Genomic DNA, 22,487 nt, shown 5'->3' with positions numbered 1-22,487 from the left:
TTCATGGCAAGAAAGAAAATTGACAAAACGGATGCCATCTTACAGGCAGCTTTAAAGGTATTCGCTGAACACGGCTTTAACGGAGCGCAAATATCCAAAATTGCCAAGGAGGCAGGTGTTGCCGACGGTACGATCTATTTATACTTCCAGAACAAGGAAGACATCCTGACGACCGTGTACCGCACAACGTTAACCGGTTTTACCCAGCTCTTAACCGATCGTCTGAAGGAAACCTTGAATGCGGATGCAGCGATACATGCCATATGCGAGATTTTATTTACGTTCATGGAAGAAAACGTCCATATCGCCTACTTAAACATCGTAGAGCTGCGCCAACATCCGATGGAACTACGCAAAGAAATCAGCCAGTATACGAGCCCGTTCTTCAGGCTCATCGAAGATGTGCTGCAGAAAGGTAAGGAGGAGGGGGCATTTCGCCCTAACCTTGAAGTCAAGCACGCCCGGAGGCTGTTGTTCGGGGCCATGGATCAAGTCATTTCCTCTTGGCTGATATCGGGCCGAAAGTATTCCCTGACGTCGCTTATTGAAAGCACCACTGAATTTTTAATCAAAGGTTTAAAATAATACATCCAAAGCAGGAGGGATTCCGATGAATATTTATGCCATCCTCAAGCAAACCTTCGATACCGAGGAAAAAATCGTAATCGAGAACGGGAAAATAGCCGACAACGGGGTCAAATTCATCATCAACCCGTACGATGAATATGCGGTGGAGGAGGCCATCCGGTTAAAAGAGCAGCACGGCGGCCATGTCGTTGTCGTATCCGTCGGTCCGGAGCGTTGTGCCGAAGCGCTAAGAACCGCTTTGGCCATGGGGGCCGACGAAGCGGTTCTGATCTCGGACGAGCGCATCGGGAATGACGAATTTAGCGTCTCCAACGCTTTAGCCGCTTATTTCGGCAAGCAATCGTTCGATGTTATCCTTGGAGGAAATTTCTCCGTAGATCACGGTTCAGGCCAAGTCGCCGTACGGCTGGCTCAGCTGATCCATGTTCCACACGTATCCTCCATTACGAAGCTGGAAATTTCGGGTGACAAAGCGGTCGCTCTTCGCGATGCCGAAGGAGATACGGAAACGGTGGAAATCTCGCTCCCGGCACTCTTTACCGCCCAACAGGGCTTGAACGAGCCCCGTTATCCTTCTTTGCCCGGCATTATGAAAGCCAAGAAAAAGCCGTTCACCCTCATCGGTTTGGATGAGCTCGGGTTAACGCCGGCACAGATCGCCGCCAAAACCGTTCAGGCCTCCCTTTCTCTTCCGCCGGCCCGAGGCGCCGGAAAGCTTCTGCAGGGGACCCCGGCAGAACAAGCCCATCAATTGGTACAACTGCTTCGCACGGAAGCGAAAGCCATCTAACATTCAATCGAGGAGGAATACCTATGAGCCTAACCTATATCGTTATCGCCGAAGCACGTTCCGGCAAGCTGCGTCAAGTTACTTTGGAAGCGCTTCACGCTGCGAAAATCGCTAAAAATGACGCAGATCGCCTCGTTGCCGTTTTTCCCGGGCATCAAATCACTTCTTTGGCCGAAGAACTGGCCCAATACGGCGTAGAGTCCGTCCACGTGCTGGATCATCCCAGTCTGGAAAATTATAATCCGGATACTTATTTTCCTGCCATAGCCGAGCTCATCGACGGCATCCGCCCGGATGCGGTATTCCTCGGTCATACGGGCATCGGGCGCGACCTGGCTCCGATGCTGGCAGCCCACTTAAACGCAGGACAAATCTCCGATGTCACGGCCATTGAGAAGTCCGGCGCCGACGTCTTGTTTACACGTTCCCTCTATGCCGGAAAAGCGTTGGAACAGAAACGGTTTGTTCAGGGGCCGTCGATCGTTACCGTTCGCCCGAACAATGTGCCTCCCGCGGAGAAAACCGGCTCCCTGGCCCCGATCGTTCCCGTAAGCTACAGCCCTCCCGCAGCGCTGCGCTCCATCGTGAAAGACGTCGTGCGCAAGGCCTCCGGGAAGGTCGACTTAACCGAAGCCAAGATTATAGTGGCCGGCGGCAGGGGAGTAAAGAGCGCTGAAGGCTTTAAACCTTTGGAGCAACTGGCCGAGGCGTTGAACGCGGCGATCGGCGCCTCTCGCGGCGCTTGCGACGCAGGCTACTGCGACTACTCGATGCAAATCGGACAAACCGGCAAGGTCGTTACGCCCGAAATTTATATTGCGTGCGGCATTAGCGGCGCCATCCAGCATCTGGCCGGCATGAGCCAATCCCGGATTATTATCGCGATTAACAAAGACCCGGAAGCTCCGATTTTTCAAGTGGCCGATTACGGCATTGTCGGCGATTTATTCGATGTGGTGCCGCTATTGACCGAAGAATTTAAAGTAACGCTCACCTAGCGCCTTCACCGCAAATACCCCGAGAGCCGCAATTTGTTACGGTTTGCACATACTATGAACAAGTTAAGGAGGGCTTCGCTTTGAACAAACTTGAGCAACTGGCCGGCCTGCTGGATATTATCCAATTGGCTTTTCCCGAGGATGTCAGACTAACGGTGTTCAATAAAGAGAAAGTAATCGCGGAGCTGCCTGGGGGAACCCTGGATTGGCCGACTAAAATCGGGGAGCCCATGGCAACATTCAAAGGGACGGTCACTTCCAAGGCCCTGGAGGAACAACAGGTTTTCCGGGAAGAACGCGGGCCCGAACGATTTGGAGTCGCATACATTTCTACGGCGGTGCCTGTATTTGAAGAGGGCGAGCTGCTTGGCGTGCTGACCGCGCTCGTGTCCACGCATAGACTCGAAATGTTAAGAAACGGGACCTCCAAAATATCGAACGCTCTTGAAACGATGGCGATTTCCACGCAGGAAATAAGCCAGACCTCAACTGACCTGGCCACGCAAATTCAAATCATTCAGGGGCAATCCGAAGAAATCATCAATGATGTGGAGCGGAGCTATGCGATCTTGAATTCCGTCCAGGAAATTGCCGAGAACTCCAAGCTGCTCGGTCTGAACGCGGCGATTGAAGCGGCACGACTCGGGGAACAAGGCCGGGGATTTGAAGTGATCGCATCGGAAATTAGGAAAATGGCCGATTATTGTAAACAGTTTGCGCAGGATGTTCAATTCCAGATGGATAAAATTCAAAAGAACGTGTCCATGATGCATCATTCGATTGAGCATGTAGCGGCCTTCTCGGAGGAACATACGGCCGGCTTGCAAAAAATCAACACGGTGTGCGAGGGCATTCACGTTACGTCGGAAGAATTGCTGGCCTCCGCCAAAGTTTGAAAGCAGTTTGTGCTCCAAACGAATTCCTACGAAACGACAAGGATGCCTCCATACATCGTGTGCCTGCGGGGAGCAGGTTCACGATGTATGGAGGCATCCTAAGGCTTCAACATGAACACGAGATGAGCCCCTTCCTGAAGGAGGTGCGCATGTCAGGTGCGGCGCTATTTCTGCGGGGATGGGTTTCTTAATGAGACTTTCCTTCCTTTCACAGGTTGAGAGTCCTCCTGTTCAATAGATCGTTGACCGTAAATTCGTCCAGCTTTGGGACTAACCCTCTGTGGCCAAACTTAAGCTTTCGGTTATTTTCCCGATTGCTTCCATCGACAAATTGGAGAAACCGAAGCACGGTCTTTCTTCGTTCTATTATGTCAATATGCCCTTTCTTGTAAAACCAGGATTCGATGGTATTGTAAATTCCTTTATTGACGCCAAATTGCTTCTCGCAATAATCGACGAACAAAAGATCGGTGAAATGGACGATTTGATCTTCGGAATAATTTTTCCTCGGCTTGCCGGAAGTTTCACGCTCCGCATAACGAACCATGCTTAACCGGCAATGCTCTTCCAATTTCTTGCGGATCAGCTCGCTCAACCAAACAATAGGAACATCATGCCGGCGAGCCAGCTGTTCGATTTCCGTTATGCTTGCTATTTCCCCGTTATCATCTAAAATTTCGCACATATAGCCGACCGGCTGGCCGGACATCTCTTCGGATAATTCGAGAACGCCTTCAACAATGCTTTGCCGCTCAAGCAGCCCGTTTGCTTTGCCTACCAAAGGAAAGATATGCCCCGGCCTTCTATAATCAAGCGATTCGGTTGCATCGTCGGCCAAAGCTTTAATGGTATCCGCCCGTTCATAGGCGGAAATTCCGGTAGAGGTCGTTTTATAATCAACGGAAACTGTAAAATTTTTAGTTGATCCGCTGCTTCCATGGCTCGTCATGAGAGGAAGGTTTAATTGCTCTGCCTTCTCCTCGGTTATGCATACATAGACTAGCCCTTTGCCCGTTTTGATCATAACATTCACTTGCTCCGGGGTCGCGTATCGGGCCGCCCCCATCCAATAACCCGTTTTTTGCTCTACATCGTCCACAATAATCAAGGGTTTGTCATTCGATCCATTCCCCTCCTGACAGCCGCTTTTATGACCCATGATCGAACATCCCCTTTCCCATAATGGTGCAGCCTATTTGAGCGCTTTTTGCATCATGATCAATTCTTCAGCCAAATACGAGATTCGATCGAGCACATCCCGGTCCGTAATCTCATTGGCCGCATTAAAGTGATCGTTATGAACATAGACGTAGCTAGGCGCCGTATATGCGCGAAAATAACCTGCAATCGGCTTCAACTGATTTTCTATCACCAGGTAGTGCTGGTAGGTTCCGCCGGTCGCTATGAAGCCCATCACCTTGTGTCTGAACGCGGAAACGGGTGCCAAATCAAAAAGGTTCTTCAGGACTCCCGTAATGGAGCCTTGAAAGATCGGGGTGCCGATAAGAAAACAATCCGCCGAGCTGACCATATCGATCACTTGTTTCGTATCCCCTGTGTAGGCGTCCGGAGAGCGCCCGTCGCAAAACTGCACATCGTATTGCTTCATGTCCAGCAGCTGGATTTCAATGGCCGGGTCGCCGTTCTTCACTTCTTCCAGCACCTTGTTCAGAACAGCGAGCGTTTTCGATCCGGTTATCGTCCCGCAGATCGCCAATAATTTCATGTAGTCACAGTCTCCTTCCATACAACTTCGCGACCCATAGAGGAAGGGGCAACCTCTACAATTGCCCCTTCCCGACGACCAACCCGGCGCTTAGGCCGATTGCACCTGCCGGATGAGCGCTCTTGCAAATGCAATTTCATCGTCGTTGACAATATGGTCCATATCTTTATAAATCCGGGCTACCGTATCCGCCCCCATCTGCTTATAGAGAGCTGCCGTTTCAAGCACACGCTGCTCGGGCACCCAACCGTCGATGTCGCTTGACCCCAGAAAAACCGGCGTGTCCAGGAACGATCCTTCAACGTTCCGCTGCATGCCTTCGGGACCGATCACACCGCCTGTGTACAGCACGATCCCCCCATATCGTCCAGGGCGCCGCACGGCATATTCGGCCGTCAAGCAGGCTCCCTGCGAAAAACCGAGGAGCACCAGCTTGGTTACGGGAATCCCCTGCTCGAGCAGCTCGGAGATCCGCGTATGGTAACAGTCCAGCGCGAAGCTCAAGTAAGGTTCATTGTCGTTGAGCGGGGACATAAATCCGTTCGGATACCAGCTGTTGCCGGCCGCTTGCGGCGCAACGTAATGAACGTCAGGAAGGCTGATTCGGTCCGCAAGCTCAAGGATATCGTTCGTCGTTTGATTACGTCCGTGCATCATCATAACTACCGCGCTGCTCTTATCTAGTGGCACACCGCGCGTAACGACAGGCTGCTGCAAATGAATATTCATCAACTGTATTCCCGCAATCTTCTAGACGGCCTGCGGATTTGTAATCGGTTCAAGCGTAGCGAGAACCTCTTGACGACGATGCTCGAACCAGGGCGGGAGCAGCAAGCTTCGTCCGAGCCCATCCAATGGCTCATCCGTTGCAAAGCCGATATCGCTGGTCGCAATTTCGCACAGGATGCCTCCGGGGGAGCGGACGTAAACCGAGTGGAAGTAGTTGCGGTCTTTCACCTCGGAAGCATCCGTGTACCCCAAGCCTTCGAGATGCAGCTTGAGCTTCGTCGCTTCTTCGTCATTCTGGACGGCAAATGCAACATGATGCACCGTCCCTTGACCAAGAATCCAGCTGCCTTGCGGAACATCCGGCTCATGGAGGAGGAATACCGTGTTCTTCGCCCCGCCCTCTCCGATTTCGAAGCGATGATACGGACCTTCCTCCCCGGTCTTCTTGAAGCCGAGCCCTTCGGTAAGGAAGCGTTCCTGTTCCGGTACTTCGCGAACCGACATCGTGACGCTGTGGAAGCCGCGAACCGCTTCCGACTCGGAAATTTCGTCCGTAATCCAGCCGTCGCGCTTATCGTTATCGTCGCCGACGATTTCGAACTCGAGGCCGCTCGGGTGAACGAAATGAACCCGCTTCTGACCGAAACGCGTTTCTATCGCGCCGTGCTTCACACCATGCTTGTCAAAATGCTTTTGCCAAAATTCAAGCGACGATTCAGGAGCGGTATACGAAGTAATCTTGACTTGCCCGGAGCCTCTCCGGGCGAGAACGCCGGTCTGCTTGTAAGGAAAGGTTGTCATGACGGTTCCGATCTCGGCGTTGCGGTTCGCATAATAAAGGTGGTAGATGCTGTCCGCGCCGTCAAACAGAATCGTCTGCTTGACCATGCGCTGGCCGACGATTTGCGTAAAGAAGTCGACATCCTCCTGTGCGCCGGCGACGCCGGCCGTAACGTGGTGAATACCGGTGATAAAATTTGTCATATTTCTTTTCCTCCTTCTTATTGTCGAGATGGTATCGCTTACATGAATGTGTTTAGCTTCTGCATCCTTAGAATAAAACGCATACCTAACTGTATTCTTACAGGATCTTTATCATTTCTAACATACGGCAATCCGGGCCGCCTTGGCTTCGCATATCCTCATGATTCACCTAACTTGACGAGCCTACTTCCTCATACCTTTCAGGAGCCAGTAAGGTTAAGGTCGTTCGGAGAACTTCCGGCAATTGCTCTAACTGCGGGAAGTGGGACGACTCTTCAAAGACCGCGATTTGCGAGTCCGGAAGTTCTTTCTGGAATTCATAAGCATACGCGACAGGAATAACTTTGTCGTGCTTGCCCCACACCAAGCACGTATTTGCCCGGATACGATGCAGCCGACGGCGCAAACCTTTATCGGGAATCGGCCATAAGTAGCGGTTTGCTTCCGCCATTGCAAGCTGTTGATCCATAAAAAATTTCATCCGTTCGTCCGGATCTTCCGGGACCGCCATGGCGGCTTGGGCTACGGGTGATTGGGCATCGTAGTATAAATCCTCAGGGAAAGATGCCTGCGGCATGGGAATATCTTCGTTCCACAATCCGGCTGCGCAGATGAGAAGCAGGTTGTTGACTCTTCTCGAATCGGTTGCCGCTAATTCCGCGGCCAGCATGCCGCCAAAGGAATGCCCGATAAGATCAATGCGCTCCAATCCTAATAAATCGAACAGATCGTAATAATACAGAACAACATCCCATAAGTTCCGGAGATCAAGCTCATTGCTGCCTGACGTTCCTTCCAAGCCGGGGAAGAAGGGAGCATACACTTTATATGCTTTCGCCAGTTCGTCTAAATAGGAATCCCATTTCAAACCACCGGCACCGTGCAAGAAGACCACCGGTTTTCCTTCCCCTGCTACAAGCACCTTGGCTATATGACCATCTCGTATCGGAATAGCCGTCAATTGAGGCGTCGCCATATTCCCTTCCCCCTTAAGATAAAACTGCAGCTTTGGACGAGGCTGCTTTATTGATGTCGTTATGAGCAACGTCCGGCCATCCCACAACAGGCCATTGATCGTCCCAAATGCCTTGCAAGTGCGGCATGACTTCTTTGGTGAACAGTTCGATGTTTTTTACAGCCAGATGGTGCGGCATAGATCCGACATTCAGGTGCGCCGTAATACTTCCGACGCGAAGTGTTTTAATTAAGTGCTTGAGTCTGTCGCGAACGGTTTCAGGCGAACCGGCAATGACATTGCCGGCTTCAACCAGCTCCTGCCAGCTGATATCCTGTTTTCTCGCATACCGGCTTTTGCCGTGTACGGCAAACTGACTCACCGCGCTCTGGGCCACGCTTTTGGCGCTGCGATACCCTGGCGCTTCCGCATACTTGCCGGGTATATGCATGAGCGTTCTTATAAAATAGCGATAATGCTCTTCATAGTCTTGCTGCGCTCGTTCATCCGTTTCGGAAACGAAGATCATTTGATTGTAGCCGAGCCAATAAGGATTTAAATCCTTGCCGGACTTTTGACGGTGCTCCCAGAAGGATTCCGCAAATTTCTTGCCCGCTTCAAAGCCGCTGTAACTGAGATGATAATAGGGGTGATCGTTCCGGATACAATAGTCCCAAGTTTCCACACTTCCGCTGCCGGGAATCCAAATCGGAGGATGCGGGTTCTGATAAGGGCGCGGCCACAAGTTGACATGCTTGAGCTGGGTATACTTCCCGTTAAAAGAGAACACCTCGCTTCGGCTCCAGGCTTGTTTAATGAGATCAAGCGCTTCATAAAACCGGGGTCTTAATTCGGCCGGCGGAATTCCATATACGAAATTCGTATCCATGGAGGTTCCGCTTGGAAAACCGGCAACGACGCGGCCGCCAGTCACGGTATCCAGCATAGACAGCTCTTCAGCCACGCGGATCGGAGGATTGTATAAAGCGATGCTGTCTCCTACGAGCACAAGACACGTTTTCTCCGATTGGCGAACTTTCCCCGCCAGCATAGCCGCCATAATGTTCGGAGAATTATCCAATCCATAGGCGTTGCTGTGATGTTCATTAAAGCCAATCGCATCGAAGCCCCCGTCAACGGCAAGCTCATATTGTTTGATGTACTCGTTAAAAATCTGATGGCCTTTCCGGGCATCGTATAATTCACTCGGAATGGTGATCCATACACTTTCATGATTTTCTACGAAGTCCTCGGGCAAATCCCGATACGGCATGATGTTTACGAAAACAAATTTCACGGCTTATCCCTCCCAAGTCTTGGTTACATCATTAGCATAAACTGCAAACCTAACTGAGTTCTTACACGATCTTTACAAGTTCTAACAATTTCAGTGATAACGGTCGGGCCCTCTGTCAATTGGGGAACGGAGCAGCTACGGAAGCACAAAAAAACCCAAGCCTCTTTTCATCGGAGGAGGCTTGGGCATATGGTTTCCTGCAGCGTCAAGAGACTTACGTGGAATGAAACATTTTTTGCAATTTGGCCTGGACAGGAATACCCAGTTCTTTTTCAATATATTTTTGATACAGTTCGGATACTTTCTTGGCTTGCAGAACCAGATTGGCTTTCATCAACCGCTCCATATATTCCAAATATACGCTTTCTTCATAAGGCTCCTTAAGCAGCGCTTTCTCAAAGTAAGAAATGCCTTGCTCGTAATCGGCTTGATCCCAATAATATACAGCTAATTCCTGCAGCACTTTTAAATAATAAACACGAAATTTTTCCCTAACCAGTTCAAGGAAGCTGACATAAGGATATTCCTCGAAATAATCTCCCCGATACAAAAGCTCCGCTTTTTTTAATTTGCCGAGATGCTCCAGCGAGGAGTATTCCCCTTTATGAATAAGCTGCGTGAATTGATGAATATCCAGATCCATATGATCCAAACTTAACGTATAATGTTCGCCGGACTGCTTAATGAATAAGGAATCCCGGCCCGATTTTAATTGAGGCTCCAACGTTTTTCTAAGATACGACAACGTTACATAAAATTGATTATTCACCGCTTCAAACGAGCCTTCGGGAAAAATTTCATCGATGATGCTGTCTTTCGTCAGCTTGCTTTCCCGATGCGTAATGAAAAATTGCAGCAGCCTTAAGCTCGATTTTCTTTTTAAGGTGACGATCTGATCCCCCGATTGAATCTCAAATTTACCCAAGACGCGTATCGATATTTTGGCATGTTCGGGTTCCTGCACGACCAGCGGACGGTGCGCTTCCAATTGGGGTGTCGGGACGACCATGTCGACGCCCGATGTAGAAGATCCCCTTTTTTCCGAAAGGGCTTGCTGCATTTGCTTGACTTTATTGGATAAATAAATATTGTGTGTAAAAGACACGCTCGATTTCGATAAATACAGCTCCGCCTCTTCCCATTGTCCGGTTTCCATGTAGGCGGCAACCATCTCTAAATAAACATTGCCAAGATCGTAATCCAAATGGAACTGAACCCCGATATCCTCGGCTTTCCTGAACCAGGCAAACGCTTCTTGATAGTCCCCTTGCAGACGGTAATATTTGCCCATCAACCGGTAAGGAAACAGGATGGCACAGTCAAAGCGTTCTTCCGATAGCTTCAGTGTTTCTTTGATCAAAGAATCCGCTTTCAACAATTTGTTTTGATCTAGATAAATTTCCGCCAATACGCACAATGACATGTGATGAGGATGATAATTACTATACGTGCCCCGGTACGATAACGCTTCTTGAGCGCATTGCACCGCTTCCTCCTGCCTCCCGGTTTTCATGCAAAGCATCGCTTGCAGCGATAAATTTTTACAAATCATCTCTTGATCCTTGATGCTCAACGATTCGTTCAAGGAATTGCTGCACAATTGCTCCGCCTTGTTCATTTCACCGACAAAATAATAGATGGCTGCAAGCTGATGCTGAAAATGAACCGATAATTTAGGGTTCATATTGCCATTCATACTTTTGAAATTGATTTCGAGCGGCGTGATTAAATCTTTAATCATATCTAATGGGATGCACCTGAACAGGAACAGGCTGATACTGGCGAAAGTAAGATCCGGGGAGAAATTTTCCGATAACTTATCGATCAGTGTTAGAAACTGGGAACGGGTGAAGCGCTCTTTCATGCTTTTCATTAAAGTCGCGGCGTTAATGAATTGACTGCCCATCACCGAATGGACAAAAGCATGAATAAAATCCGATTTCTTTTCATAAATAAGCGAAAGCTTCTGGTGAAACTCGTCGATTTCCGTGCTACTGTGCCGCTTGGATAATTCCCGGTACAAAAATGACCGGAACAGCTTGTGATATTTAATCATGCCCAAATTGTTTTTATATATAAACAGATGATTTCGAAGTAAATGTTCCAGAATTTCGTCCGCATTATGAATGCCGAGAAACTTGTTAATCACATTGGAGTTGATATCCGTAAGCAGACACGTTTTATACAGAAAGTCGCGAATCTCTTCCGATTGGGAAGCCAGTATCTCGGCACTTAAGTAATCGTTGATGTCAGGGGTTCCGTTGAACTTCAGCCAAAATGAAGGACGGTCGGCATCATTCACTTCTTTGATCAAATCCTTCAGAAGCTGCAGGCTGGTCACCCAGCCTTCCGTCTTATGATAGATGAGATCTATTTCATTCTCCTGCAAGGCAATACCGTGCAAATCAACGAAAAACATACCGATTTCATCTTTGGTAAACGCTAGCTCCTTGGTGTGCAATTCAGCCAGGCGGTTCTGCAATTTTAAACTTACGAGCTGCAAGCTGGGACGGGTCCGGCTCGTGATAATAAAAGTAACCGACGGGGAAGCGTTTTCAATCAATCTGGTCAAGATGTGCTGGATCTGTTCGCATTGATCGACGGATTGGTATTGGTCCAGGATGATGATCAGCCGGGTCGGCCAAGTTGACAGCAAGGCGGAGAGATGGTCAAGCTCCTCATCGATTTGTTCCGGTCTGACGTCGTAAATCATTTGTTCACCGGAAATTCTACGCAAGATGGCCGTCTTCATATAGGAGAGAAAGGTATGCGGGTTTCGGTCCTGCTGCGATAACTGATACCAGACGGCCGGAAGCTTTTTTTCCTTAACAAAACTTGAGATTAGCGTTGTTTTGCCATACCCTCCATCGCTGGTCAAACAAATGAGCGAACGATCAAGATGATTTTCAATAAACGAGAATAAACGATTTCTAACGAGGTAAAGAGAGTAATTAGGCACGCGAAGTTTAGATTCAAGGATAATCACGGCGTTCCTCCCTGTATAATATCGAAAACTTATGATATTCAAAATTTTACAGGAATTTGGTGATCTTGGCAATTACAACTCATGGACGCCTCATACGAGCGGATGCGATGAGACGCCATGGAATGCCGGCGCCGGTCCGAATTTCTTATACACCCAGATAGCGGTGCTGAATATCGTTATCCGCCAGCAGTTCTTTGGGACTCCCTTGCCACACAATTTGCCCTTTATTCATGACCATCACTTCATCCGCAACACCGCATGCCAAGAAAAAATTTTGTTCCACCAGGAGAATCGATAAACCCTTTTGCTTCAAAGTTCTAATAATTTCGCCCACCTGCCCGATAATAACCGGTGCAAGACCCTCGGACGGTTCATCCATCAGCAGGAAATGGGGATTGGTCATAAGCGCTCTTCCGATAGCCAGCATTTGCTGCTGCCCGCCCGAAAGCTGGTTGCCCATATTGGTTTCCCGTTCCTGAAGAACCGGAAACAGCTCGTATACTTTCTCCAAAGTCCACGGGTCCAGCTTCGTATCCCCTGAATTTTGCGGCTTCCTTGCAGGCATCGTCAAATTTTCTCTGATCGTTAACGATGGAAAGATACGTCTTCCCTGCGGGACCAAACCGAAGCCCAGCTTGGCAATACGATAAGGAGCTTCGCCTAATAGCTCCTTATCCCCGTATCGGATGCTTCCTTTACGGGGAGGAGTCAGACCGGCGATGGAATGGATCGTTGTCGTTTTGCCCGCACCGTTGCGGCCGAGCAGCGCAACACACTTGCCTTTCGGAATTTCGAACGAAACGCCTTGCAGAATGTGGCTGTTCCCATAGTACGTATGAACGTTCTCAAGCTTGAGCATGTTCCCGTGCACCTCCGCCGAAATAAATCGCCTTCACTCGTTCGTCTCCGCTTATTTCATCAGGGCTGCCGGTTAAGAACACTTCCCCATGATGCAGCACGGTAATGCGGTCCGCAATCGAAAATACGACTTCCATATCGTGTTCGATGACCAATAGCGAAATGGAGCGGGGCAAGCCTTGAATCAGCTTCGTTGTCTGGACCGTTTCGGCCGGCGACATGCCTGACGTCGGTTCATCCAGCAGCAAAATACGCGGTTTCGAAGCGATCGCAAGCATGATCTCCAGCAATCGCTGCTCCCCGTATGACAGCTCGTTCACCACACGTTTCCGGCGCTCCCACAGATTCCACTGGGTCAGCAGCTCTTCCGCTTCTTCCATCATATCGCGATATTGGTTCAGCGGTTTAAATAAACGGTTCCGATAAGGCTTGCAGGCCGTAATGGCTAAGTGCAAGTTCTCCTCAATCGTTAATTTGCCGAACAAATTGTTTTTCTGAAACGTTCGCGCCATGCCGGCCGATACCCGGGTATGGGAAGGCATCCGGCTTACATCCTGGCCATGAATTCTCACGATTCCTTCATTCATGGGCACGACTCCCGTAATACAGTGAAACAGCGTCGTTTTCCCCGCTCCGTTCGGCCCGATGATCACATGCCGCTCCTCGGGCTTCACCTCCAGATGAACCTGCTTGAGCACCTGCAAAGCTTTATACGATTTCGATAAACGTTCCACCTGCAGAAGACTCATGGCCGGTTCCCTCCTACGCTGTCGCTTTCCGTAACTTTGGGCATTGCATAGGACGGCTTCTGATTATCCGCGTCAACGTCCGTGCGAGGCAGGGTCAGCTTTCTCCACAGGCCGATCAGCAAATGAGCCACGCCACCGCGTCCTAGCAAAACAAGAATGAGAAACAGAGCGCCCATAATAATCGGCCATCGTTCCGTATAGGAACTAATATAGCTTTGCAGGACGACGAACACCGCAGCTCCGATCGGAGGTCCGAGCAACGTTCCCGAGCCTCCGATAATGACCATGATCAGCGCTTGTCCGGACAGCCCCCAGCTAATGATTTCCGGACTGGCGAACTGGTTGGAGAAGCCGTATAACGAGCCCGCTAATCCCGCCATCATTCCAGAGAGCGTGAAGGCAAGCACTTTATAGCTTTCCGTGTTATACCCCAAAGCCCGCATACGGGAAGTGTTCTCTTTCACGCCAATCACAATTTTGCCTGTCGGAGAATTGATGAAATAGTGCAGCACGATATAACATAAGATAAAAATGACAGCCATTACATAATACCGGCCTATCGGAGTCGTAACAGGACCGAAACCAAAGTCAGGTCTTACGCTGATCGACATGCCGTCCGCGCCTCCGGCCAAGCTTTTAAATTTATAGAAAAACACGTAAAGGAGCTGGTTGAACGCAAGCGTCAGCATGAAAAAGTAAGATCCCGTTATACGCACGAACATAAGTGCAGCAATCCAGGCAAGCAGCCCGGTAATCACAATGGCAGCCATGATCAGCACATACGTGTTGGTCACAAACTGGCTCAATATCGCGACCACATATACGCCCGTTCCGAAAAAAGAAGCATGTCCGAACGATGTAAGTCCTGCATATCCCATGAGCAGTCCCAAACTGAGGGCAAAAATGGACATGATGAACAGCTCGCCCGCCAACCGGATGCCATAGGTGGAAAGTATGAATGGAAGGGCAAGAATTGCCGCTACGGCAACAATCGCAAGGACCTGATTTTTATTCATGCTCCCACTTCCCTTCCAAACAATCCGGTCGGTTTAACAATTAGGATGGCGATCATAAAGATGAAAATAAGCGCCATGGAAACGGAAGGGAAATACACCTGACCCATGCTTTCGATCAAACCGATCAAAATCGCAGCGATAAACGTTCCTTTCCAGGTTCCCAGTCCGCCGATAACGACAATGACCAGAGAAAGAATTAAAACTTCAATATCCATCCCGTTATATAAGCTCAGGATCGGTCCGGCCAATACGCCGCCGAATGCCGCCAAAGCCGCCCCAAAAACAAATACGCTGGCAAACACGAATTTCACGTTGATCCCTAGTGCGCCCAGCATCGTCCTATCATCAACGCCCGCCCGAATAATCGCGCCGGTTTGAGTGTGATTTTCCATATACCACAGAACGAAAGCCAGCAGGATTCCGATGATAATGACGAACAGCCGATACGACGGAAACATGACAGGTCCCATCGAAATGGAAAAGTTAAGAATGGGAGGCACGCCTAACGTTAGCGGATTGGAGCCCCACATCCACTTCATCAAATCGGCAATAATAAACATGAGTCCAAAGGTCATCAGAACTTCTTTATCATGCGATCCGTAAACAGGGGCCAGCAGCACGCGTTCAATAAACAGGCCGATCCCGCCAACCACAATGACAGATAAAATCAACGAGACCCAAAATCCGAAGTGCTGACTCGTAAATGTATAGGCGAGATATGCACCGAGCGCAAAAAATGTACCATGAGTCATATTCACCACATTCATTAAGCCGAATATAATAGACATTCCCGATGCGATCATAAACAAGAGCATTCCATAAGCCAAGCCTGTTAGAAGTTGTAGTAATAATGTGGATACATTCAAGTTATCTCCTCCAATGAATGCGCTTACAAACACATTCCTTTACGGGTGTGATTTATTTTTTGAATGGATTTTTTTCAGGCATCCCTACATCTTTCATCGTATCCAGATACTCGAATCCGAGCTTTCCGTCTTTCACTACAAATTTCTGCACAAAAAAGTCGGATATCGGATTGTTTGTTTTAGGATCCATTTGAAATTTACCGCGAGGACTGTCGAGGCTAATGTTCTTCATCACTTGAATCAGATCCTCTGCCTTTGTGCTTCCGGCCTTTTCGATCGCTTTGTCGGCCAGCATAGCGGAATCGTATCCCATAATTTCAATGTTAGGCGGAATGTTAGGATGCTTCTTCGTGAAAGCTTCCATAAACTTTTTAGTCGCCGGATTGTCCAAGGAATCTTTGAAAATTTTGATCCCGTATACGCCATCCAGAGCGGCGATCATTTCCGGCGTCGTGGCCAAATCCGTCGGCACTGTAGAAATTAACGCGATTTTATCCTTCAAACCGAATTCCTTGAATTGAACAGCAAACCTCATCCCGTCCGTGCTCGGTCCCATATTGTACACGACATCCGGCTTGGCTTGGGCGATTTGAGTCATGAACCCGGCAAAATCGTTCGTGCCTACTTTAGGAAATTCCATTTGCATCACTTGGCCGCCCGCAGCTTCATAGGCGCTCTTGAAAGCTTCAGCCTGCTCGCGACCCGCAGGATTGTCATATGAAACGATATACGCCTTCTTCCCGACATTCTTGGCTATATAATCGGAAATCGCAGCGCCTTGCTGATAGTTGGAAGCGGCTGCTCTGTAAATGTAGTCGCTCTTCTTGTCCCACGAGCTGTCGTTCCCGCCCGCATTGGCAACGATCAGAGGCTTCTTATCCCTGTCAATCTGGTCCCTCAGAGCGTATAAAGTCGTACTGGTCGTCATCCCGATAAGCAAATCAATCTTGTCTTCGTCAACCAGCTTGTGATATTTACGCAAGGCCACTTGCGGATTGTTCTCGTCATCTTCATAAACAAGCTCTACTTTTTTGCCGCCCACCGTATGGTTATTTAACTCGAAATAAAGCTCCAGCCCGCGCTTCAAGCCTTCTCCGACCGTTGCGAACGGACCGCTGAAGGTCAGCAATACGCCGACTTTAACCGAATCTGCTTGATTGCCAGCCGGCTTTTCCGTACCTGAGCTTGCCGGCGCGCTGCCTCCATTGCTTCCACAGGCAGTCAGAAATAGGAGAAAAGCTGCTATGACAACAGCGAGTGATCTTTGCATACCTTTGTTTGTTAATTTCATGAGAATCCCTCCGGCTACAGGTTATGGTTGCTCTTACTATGCTTGTTCATCGTCTCAACGCGCTTGATCGCATCCGGGTCATTCTCGGGAAGCGGCATCGCATCCAGCACCACGTTGTGCAAGCGTGTCAACAGCCCGCGGAATTCCGAATAAGGAATAATGTAAGGGGCATTGTTCTCGACCGCCTCCAGCACCTTCTCGCCTAATTTGACGGGGTCCATCCCGCCCTCGCTGAACGCTTTCATTCGATTCATCGTTTCGGCATCCACCTGGGTCTTCGTGTCGGAAAGCTGCTGCGGACGGGTGACCACCGACTCGTGAATATTCGTATTGACCGCGCCTGGACAAAGCACCGATACGCCGATACCACGGGGCTCCAGATCGAGGCGGAGCGCCTCGCTCATCCCCCGTACCGCGAATTTCGACGTCGTATACACGGTGCTGCCTTGAATCGCGTAAAAAGCGGACATGGATGCGGTGTTCACGATGTGTCCGCCCTTGCCGTACTCGATCATGCGCGGAACGAAGGTTTGAATCCCGTTGATGACGCCGTTCAGATTAACGTTCATTAACCAGTCCCAATCATCGTAGGTCACCTTCTCGATGTGGTTCAGCAGGTTGACGCCGGCATTATTGCATAAGAGCTGCACCTTGCCGAATACGCGCTCCGCTTCATCCGCCGCCTCGGCCATCGCCTTCCGATCCGTAATATCGAGATGAATGGCATGAACTTGAGCGTTCCGTTCGTTGAAATACGCCATCGCCTGATCCAGATGATCCTGACGAATGTCGGCGATGACCACGTTCATGCCGGCGGCCGAGAACACTTTCGCCATGCCCAGCCCTACTCCGCTTCCCCCGCCGGTAATAAATGCGACCTTGCCTGCTAGATCCTTCATCATCGTTTCCTCCATATTTGCGGTGCGTATCGATAGCATGATCTAATCCCTATATCACTATATCAATAACATGCACACGCTTTCAATTTGTAATATAAAATTTACTTCGCATAATGAAATGTATTCATGTATTTCGAACCGCGCGGAATATCGTGGAAATCCCCTGACCTCCGGCAATGCATAGGGTGGCGAGGCCCCAGGTCACCTGTCTTTTCAGCATCGCATGGATCAAGGTCACACTAATTCTTGCACCGCTGTTCCCAATCGGATGTCCCAGGGCGATTGCCCCTCCGTTCACATTCGTCTTGTCCAGCGGTAAGTTCAGTTCCTTGATAACGGCTAACGCTTGAGCGGCGAATGCTTCGTTCAGTTCAATCAGATCCAGATCCTGGAGCGTCAGACCGGCCATAGCCAATGCTTTCTTCGTTGCCTCTACCGGTCCGATCCCCATCCGCTCCGGCTGCACGCCCGACACCCCAAGGCCCGCTACTTCAGCCAGCGGCTCCAATTTATACCGCTTCAACATCTCTCCGGAAACCAGCAACAGCAAGGAGGCGCCGTCATTTAAACCGGAAGAATTGCCGGCGGTCACCGTTCCATTCTTCTTGAAAACCGGCTGCAGGCTTGCCAGTTTCTCCAAATCCGTTAGTCTTGGATGCTCGTCAGTATTAAAAATGGAAGATTTTCCTTTTGGCTGCGGTACGACAACCGGGACAATTTCGTCCTTAAAATCATTTCCTTCTATGGCGGCACGAGCCTTGATCTGGCTATCGTAAGCAAAACGGTCTTGTTCTTCGCGGGAAATCGAGTACTCCTCGGCCAAATTTTCCGCCGTCATGCCCATGACGAGACGGCCATACTTTTCTTCCGGCTGCGAGCCCGGCTGACTTTCTTTATTGGGGTCCAAAATCTCGCTGTTTCCGGAAAGAAAGCCAAATCGGGCGTTTCGGATATAATAGGGGGCGTTGCTCATGCTTTCCACCCCTCCTACGACATAGGCGTGTCCGGTTCCGGCGCGGATGGACAAATACGCATTATGGATAGCCTGCATGCCGGAGCCGCATTGACGATGGACCGTATACCCGGGAAGCGATTCCGGAAAGCCTGCCTTTAGCAGAGCCATTCTGGCAATATTCGATTGATCCTGACTTTGCTTCGCTTGGCCGATAATGACTTCATCGATGGCTTCGTCGGGAATCAGGTTTTTCTCCTTCAAATTCTGGAATAAAGGGAGCAGCAGAGCATCCGGCTGCATATCCTTAAGCGCTCCGCCTAATTTGCCCACAGCTGTCCGATGAGCGCTTACTACATATACGCGGTTATCCATTTGTTCGGGCACCTCCGTTCATTGTGTGACAGAGTCGGCGATTTCAAAGGATGCCTCCGTCTTGTCCTTCACTTCGTTCAGGTCGGCTCCAGGCATCAGCTCTGTCAATACCAACCGCTCGTTCCGATAGGCAAACACGGCCAGCTCGGTAATAATGATATCCACTTTCCGTACCGAGGTGATCGGATAGGTGCACGATTTCACGATTTTGGCAGCTCCGTTCTTGGCGGTATGGTTCATCGTGATCACGACCTTCTTCACCCCGCTCAGCAGATCCATCGCTCCCCCGACTCCCATAATGCTTTGTCCGGGTATGGCCCAATTGGCGATATGCCCGTGTTCGTCGATCTGCAAGGCGCCTAGAAATGCCATGTCCACATGCCCCCCGCGAATCATGGCGAACGACTCCGCGCTATTAAAGTAAGAGGCGCCGATTTGCTCAGCGATCGGCAGCTTCCCGGCATTGACCAAATTCGGGTCGAGCTCCTCTTCGCTCGTCAGCTCCTTGACACCCAGCATCCCGTTCTCAGTATGGAAATAACCGCCGTCCGGCTTCACATATTTGGCTATTAACGTAGGAATGCCTATCCCCAGATTAACTATCGAATAAGGCTGAATTTCCACCGCAGCCCGCTTGGCAATCAACTCTTGGATCTCCTGATTCGAACGCATATTAAGATTCAACTCCTTCTTTTCCCAACACCAGCGTGCTCTTCACAATGGCGTCTACAAATAAATGAGGAGTTACAATTTCTTCAGGCGAAAGCTCTCCCGCTTCGACGATTTCATCAACCTCTGCGATCACGTAGTCCGCCGCCGTCGCCATCACCGGGTTAAAATTGCGCGCGGTCTTGTAATAAACCAAATTTCCGAGCGTATCGGCCTTCGCCGCTCTAATTAAGGAGACATTCGCCCACAAGGGCTTCTCCAGCACATATAACTGGCCGTTGATTTCCTTTACTTCCTTGCCTATGGCCAATTCCGTACCTACACTCGTCTTGGTGTAGTAACCGCCGATACCCGCGCCTCCGGCCCGGATCGATTCGGCCATCGTCCCTTGGGGCAACAGCTCGATCTCCAGCTTGCCTTCGTTAAAGCGGTCTCCTACTTCCCGGTTGCTTGTGAAATAAGACCCGATCGCCTTCTTGATCTTGCCTTGTCGCAACAAGAGGCCCAGGCCTTTTCCCGGTTCGCCCAGGTTATTGCTGATCACCGTCAGCTGTTCGGCATCATGACGGGTCAGGGCGTCGATCAGGCTTAAAGGAGCGCCCACCAAGCCAAATCCTCCGACCATGATGGTGTTGCCGGATGTAATGACGCGTATTACCTCATCGGCCGCTTTCCGTTTTTGCATCCTCATCACCTCCTAAAGACTGCATCCGGTGTTACGTGTTTGCCAGCATGGCAAGACGCTGCTTCACCTCATGCCGGCAAATCCCCCCATGGTAGCAAACCACCGTCTCGATGTCGTACGACAATAACTTGGAGAGCGAGCGGATCGCTTCATCCATATCAAGCGTGTGCTGCTGCGCCGGTCCGAGCAACCGACCCTGAACGGCGATGGCCGCGTCACCGGCGAGCAATGTTCTATATGCGTGCACGTAGAAACTGGTGTGATCCGGCGTATGCCCCGGAGTCGATATCACCGTGATTCCTCCGCAATAGGGCAATACTTCGCCATCCTTAAGCACGGTATCCACCTTCGCAGCAGGGGCCGGCGCAGCGGCAGGCAAGCGGATCAGCCGTTTGTCGCCTTCCAGATACGGCTTCGTCATTTCGTGCGCCAGCACTTCAATTTTGTGGTCAGCCGCGCCGAGCAATTCCGGCAAGCTGCCGATATGATCCAGATCTTGATGGGTTACGATAATTTTAGTGAGCTTACGAAAAGGTACCCCCAGTTTTTCCATTTCATTCCGGATCGCTTCCAATTGCCCGGGCGTGCCGGTATCCACCAAAATAACATCTTGTTCGTCCCAAATCAGTGCAGGATGAATGATCTTGCGATCTCCGCCAAATACCATCGTTAAGTCAAGAGCTGCCAGCCCGGCTGCCTGCATATCACCATTCTCCTTGTGAAAATGATCTTCGATGGGTAGTTTCTTATTCATCGCAACGTCTTCCGTCATCAGCCTGGTCAATGAACTGTGGCTCACCTCGTTTCTCCGAAGCGTTTCTTGCGGCTCATACCCCGTTACAAGAGTAAAACAAAAATCTAACTGGATCCTTACAGGTTCATCTGAATATCTTACAAATCTATGCCTATAACGAAGAGTTTCAACGATTTTATCCCTTTTGTTAAGCCGGCAGATCGGCTATGATGGATTTGTTAGTGTACATCATGAAGGAGGATACGATGAAATCACAACCGTTATCGCATTGGGGCTTGAATACGAGCAGGCTCGTGCTGGGATGCATGGGGCTTGGCGGAGGCTGGAACCGCGATCCCATTACGAATGAACACCTGAAACATGCCGAGTCGGCGGTCGAAGCGGCGCTGGAGGCCGGCATTACGATGTTCGACCACGCCGATATCTATACGATGGGGAAAGCGGAGACCGTCTTCGGACAAGTGTTGAAAAAGCGGCCGCAGCTTCGCGACAGTATCGTCATCCAGTCCAAATGCGGCATCCGATTTGCGGAGGGCGACGTGCCGAGCCGGTACGATTTTTCAAAATCGCACATTTTGAATGCGGTGGACGGCATTCTGCAAAGGCTCGGGATCGAGACGCTGGATATTTTGCTGCTGCACCGGCCCGATCCGTTAATGGAGCCTGACGAAGTTGCGGAAGCGATCCATTCGCTGAAATCGTCGGGCAAAGCGAAGCGGTTCGGCGTTTCCAATATGAGCGCCGGGCAAATTCGTTTCCTGCAGCAGGCGTCGTCCGAGCCGATCATCGTCAACCAGCTCGAAATGAGCTTGGGGCATTTGCACTGGCTGGAGCAGGGCATTCTCGTCAATCAGCACGCAGGCACGAGCGTCAACTTCGCCGAGGGCTTGTTGGAGTTCTGCCAAACGGAACGCATCCAAATCCAAGCGTGGAGCCCGCTCGCCCGCGGGGTATTCACCGGACGTGCGGCGGACAGCGAGCCGGAGCACATCCGGCAAACGGCCGCGCTCGTCGCCAGGCTGGCGCAGCAGAAGGAAACGACGCCGGAAGCCATCGTCCTCGGCTGGCTGATGAAACATCCGGCGCGCATCCAGCCCGTAATCGGCACCGCCAATCCGAAGCGGATCGCCGCCTGCCGCGATGCGGAGCGCCAAGCGGAGCTGATGACCCGCGAGGAGTGGTATCAGCTGTATGTCAGCGCCAGAGGCGCGAACATGCCATAAGAGGCTAAAAAAAGTTCGGCCTGCAGGGGGCCGAACTTTTTTTGGGCCTTTCACGAACATGGATGTCCAGCATGCTCCTTGCCGAAGCGCGGAACATGCATGCGGACATTCCCCAGGAAATAAGTGCCCGTAACGAAGAACGGGCAGACGGCGTCCTTCGCTTCGTTCATTGGAGCGCCCGCCCGCCTGGCCTCAGGGGCT

At 50.4% G+C, this 22,487-nt stretch carries 22 protein-coding genes; 5 read left to right on the top strand and 17 right to left on the bottom strand.

Features of this window, described 5'->3' with window-relative positions; all coding sequences use genetic code 11:
* The first annotated feature begins 3 nt into the window (after window positions 1–3).
* The 4 genes from ACZ439_RS20565 (at window position 4) to ACZ439_RS20550 (ending at window position 3,272) form a co-directional block, all read left to right on the top strand.
* Window positions 4–585, top strand: a complete 582-nt coding sequence (locus ACZ439_RS20565) for a TetR/AcrR family transcriptional regulator (protein WP_127607187.1) — start codon at window positions 4–6, stop codon at window positions 583–585.
* 25 nt (window positions 586–610) lie between these two features.
* Window positions 611–1,378 (top strand): electron transfer flavoprotein subunit beta/FixA family protein, encoded by a 768-nt coding sequence (locus tag ACZ439_RS20560; RefSeq protein ID WP_127607185.1) that lies wholly within the window; start codon window positions 611–613, stop codon window positions 1,376–1,378.
* Window positions 1,379–1,401: 23 nt separating this feature from the next.
* A complete protein-coding gene (locus tag ACZ439_RS20555) occupies window positions 1,402–2,376 on the top strand; it encodes an electron transfer flavoprotein subunit alpha/FixB family protein (RefSeq protein WP_054797132.1) in 975 nt (324 codons plus the stop codon).
* 80 nt (window positions 2,377–2,456) lie between these two features.
* Entirely contained in the window at window positions 2,457–3,272 is an 816-nt protein-coding gene (locus ACZ439_RS20550; RefSeq protein ID WP_464620096.1) for a methyl-accepting chemotaxis protein, read from the top strand.
* A gap of 208 nt (window positions 3,273–3,480) precedes the next feature.
* Here ACZ439_RS20550 and ACZ439_RS20545 read toward each other — a convergent pair whose 3' ends face one another.
* The 17 genes from ACZ439_RS20545 to ACZ439_RS20465 form a co-directional block, all read right to left on the bottom strand.
* Window positions 3,481–4,431, bottom strand: coding sequence for a 3,4-dihydroxy-2-butanone-4-phosphate synthase (locus ACZ439_RS20545; protein ID WP_464620095.1), 951 nt, complete (start codon window positions 4,429–4,431; stop codon window positions 3,481–3,483).
* Between the two features lie 33 nt (window positions 4,432–4,464).
* Complete coding sequence (locus ACZ439_RS20540; protein WP_054797129.1) at window positions 4,465–4,998, bottom strand: NADPH-dependent FMN reductase; 534 nt, start codon at window positions 4,996–4,998, stop codon at window positions 4,465–4,467.
* A gap of 90 nt (window positions 4,999–5,088) precedes the next feature.
* Window positions 5,089–5,727, bottom strand: a complete 639-nt coding sequence (locus ACZ439_RS20535) for an alpha/beta hydrolase (RefSeq protein WP_054797128.1) — start codon at window positions 5,725–5,727, stop codon at window positions 5,089–5,091.
* A gap of 21 nt (window positions 5,728–5,748) precedes the next feature.
* Window positions 5,749–6,711, bottom strand: coding sequence for a ring-cleaving dioxygenase (locus ACZ439_RS20530; protein WP_054797127.1), 963 nt, complete (start codon window positions 6,709–6,711; stop codon window positions 5,749–5,751).
* 169 nt (window positions 6,712–6,880) lie between these two features.
* Window positions 6,881–7,687: an alpha/beta fold hydrolase gene (locus tag ACZ439_RS20525; RefSeq protein WP_464620094.1), complete on the bottom strand. Its 807-nt coding sequence runs from the start codon at window positions 7,685–7,687 to the stop codon at window positions 6,881–6,883.
* A gap of 13 nt (window positions 7,688–7,700) precedes the next feature.
* The gene (locus ACZ439_RS20520) at window positions 7,701–8,963 is read right to left on the bottom strand and encodes an LLM class flavin-dependent oxidoreductase (RefSeq protein ID WP_127607173.1); all 1,263 of its coding nucleotides are present in this window, start codon (window positions 8,961–8,963) and stop codon (window positions 7,701–7,703) included.
* A gap of 214 nt (window positions 8,964–9,177) precedes the next feature.
* Window positions 9,178–11,949 (bottom strand): BTAD domain-containing putative transcriptional regulator, encoded by a 2,772-nt coding sequence (locus tag ACZ439_RS20515; RefSeq protein WP_464620093.1) that lies wholly within the window; start codon window positions 11,947–11,949, stop codon window positions 9,178–9,180.
* A 145-nt stretch (window positions 11,950–12,094) separates the two neighbouring features.
* Window positions 12,095–12,808: an ABC transporter ATP-binding protein gene (locus ACZ439_RS20510; protein WP_464620092.1), complete on the bottom strand. Its 714-nt coding sequence runs from the start codon at window positions 12,806–12,808 to the stop codon at window positions 12,095–12,097.
* Window positions 12,795–13,556 carry an ABC transporter ATP-binding protein gene (locus tag ACZ439_RS20505; protein ID WP_054797121.1) on the bottom strand — a complete coding sequence of 254 codons (762 nt, stop codon included), beginning with the start codon at window positions 13,554–13,556 and terminating at the stop codon, window positions 12,795–12,797. The genes ACZ439_RS20510 and ACZ439_RS20505 overlap by 14 nt, the downstream gene beginning before the upstream one ends.
* Complete coding sequence (locus tag ACZ439_RS20500; RefSeq protein ID WP_127607167.1) at window positions 13,553–14,572, bottom strand: branched-chain amino acid ABC transporter permease; 1,020 nt, start codon at window positions 14,570–14,572, stop codon at window positions 13,553–13,555. Before ACZ439_RS20500 ends, ACZ439_RS20505 begins: the two co-directional genes overlap by 4 nt.
* Window positions 14,569–15,438 (bottom strand): branched-chain amino acid ABC transporter permease, encoded by an 870-nt coding sequence (locus ACZ439_RS20495; protein WP_127607165.1) that lies wholly within the window; start codon window positions 15,436–15,438, stop codon window positions 14,569–14,571. Before ACZ439_RS20495 ends, ACZ439_RS20500 begins: the two co-directional genes overlap by 4 nt.
* Window positions 15,439–15,490: 52 nt before the next feature.
* The gene (locus ACZ439_RS20490; protein WP_155613790.1) at window positions 15,491–16,729 is read right to left on the bottom strand and encodes an ABC transporter substrate-binding protein; all 1,239 of its coding nucleotides are present in this window, start codon (window positions 16,727–16,729) and stop codon (window positions 15,491–15,493) included.
* Between the two features lie 14 nt (window positions 16,730–16,743).
* A complete protein-coding gene (locus tag ACZ439_RS20485) occupies window positions 16,744–17,631 on the bottom strand; it encodes an SDR family NAD(P)-dependent oxidoreductase (RefSeq protein WP_218029633.1) in 888 nt (295 codons plus the stop codon).
* Window positions 17,632–17,752: 121 nt separating this feature from the next.
* Window positions 17,753–18,955 (bottom strand): thiolase family protein, encoded by a 1,203-nt coding sequence (locus tag ACZ439_RS20480; protein ID WP_054797116.1) that lies wholly within the window; start codon window positions 18,953–18,955, stop codon window positions 17,753–17,755.
* Between the two features lie 18 nt (window positions 18,956–18,973).
* Window positions 18,974–19,627, bottom strand: coding sequence for a 3-oxoacid CoA-transferase subunit B (locus ACZ439_RS20475; RefSeq protein WP_054797115.1), 654 nt, complete (start codon window positions 19,625–19,627; stop codon window positions 18,974–18,976).
* A 1-nt stretch (window position 19,628) separates the two neighbouring features.
* Entirely contained in the window at window positions 19,629–20,309 is a 681-nt protein-coding gene (locus ACZ439_RS20470) for a CoA transferase subunit A (protein ID WP_054797114.1), read from the bottom strand.
* A gap of 31 nt (window positions 20,310–20,340) precedes the next feature.
* Window positions 20,341–21,063, bottom strand: a complete 723-nt coding sequence (locus ACZ439_RS20465) for an MBL fold metallo-hydrolase (RefSeq protein WP_413773675.1) — start codon at window positions 21,061–21,063, stop codon at window positions 20,341–20,343.
* Window positions 21,064–21,308: 245 nt separating this feature from the next.
* On the opposite strand from ACZ439_RS20465, the gene ACZ439_RS20460 reads away from it, so the two are divergent.
* Window positions 21,309–22,286 (top strand): aldo/keto reductase, encoded by a 978-nt coding sequence (locus ACZ439_RS20460; protein ID WP_054797155.1) that lies wholly within the window; start codon window positions 21,309–21,311, stop codon window positions 22,284–22,286.
* Window positions 22,287–22,487: the final 201 nt, after the last annotated feature.

Source organism: Paenibacillus sp. JCM 9796 (assembly GCF_055379675.1).
The sequence above is the reverse complement of the archived record's forward strand: the minus strand, read 5'-3'. Positions and strand labels throughout refer to the sequence as shown.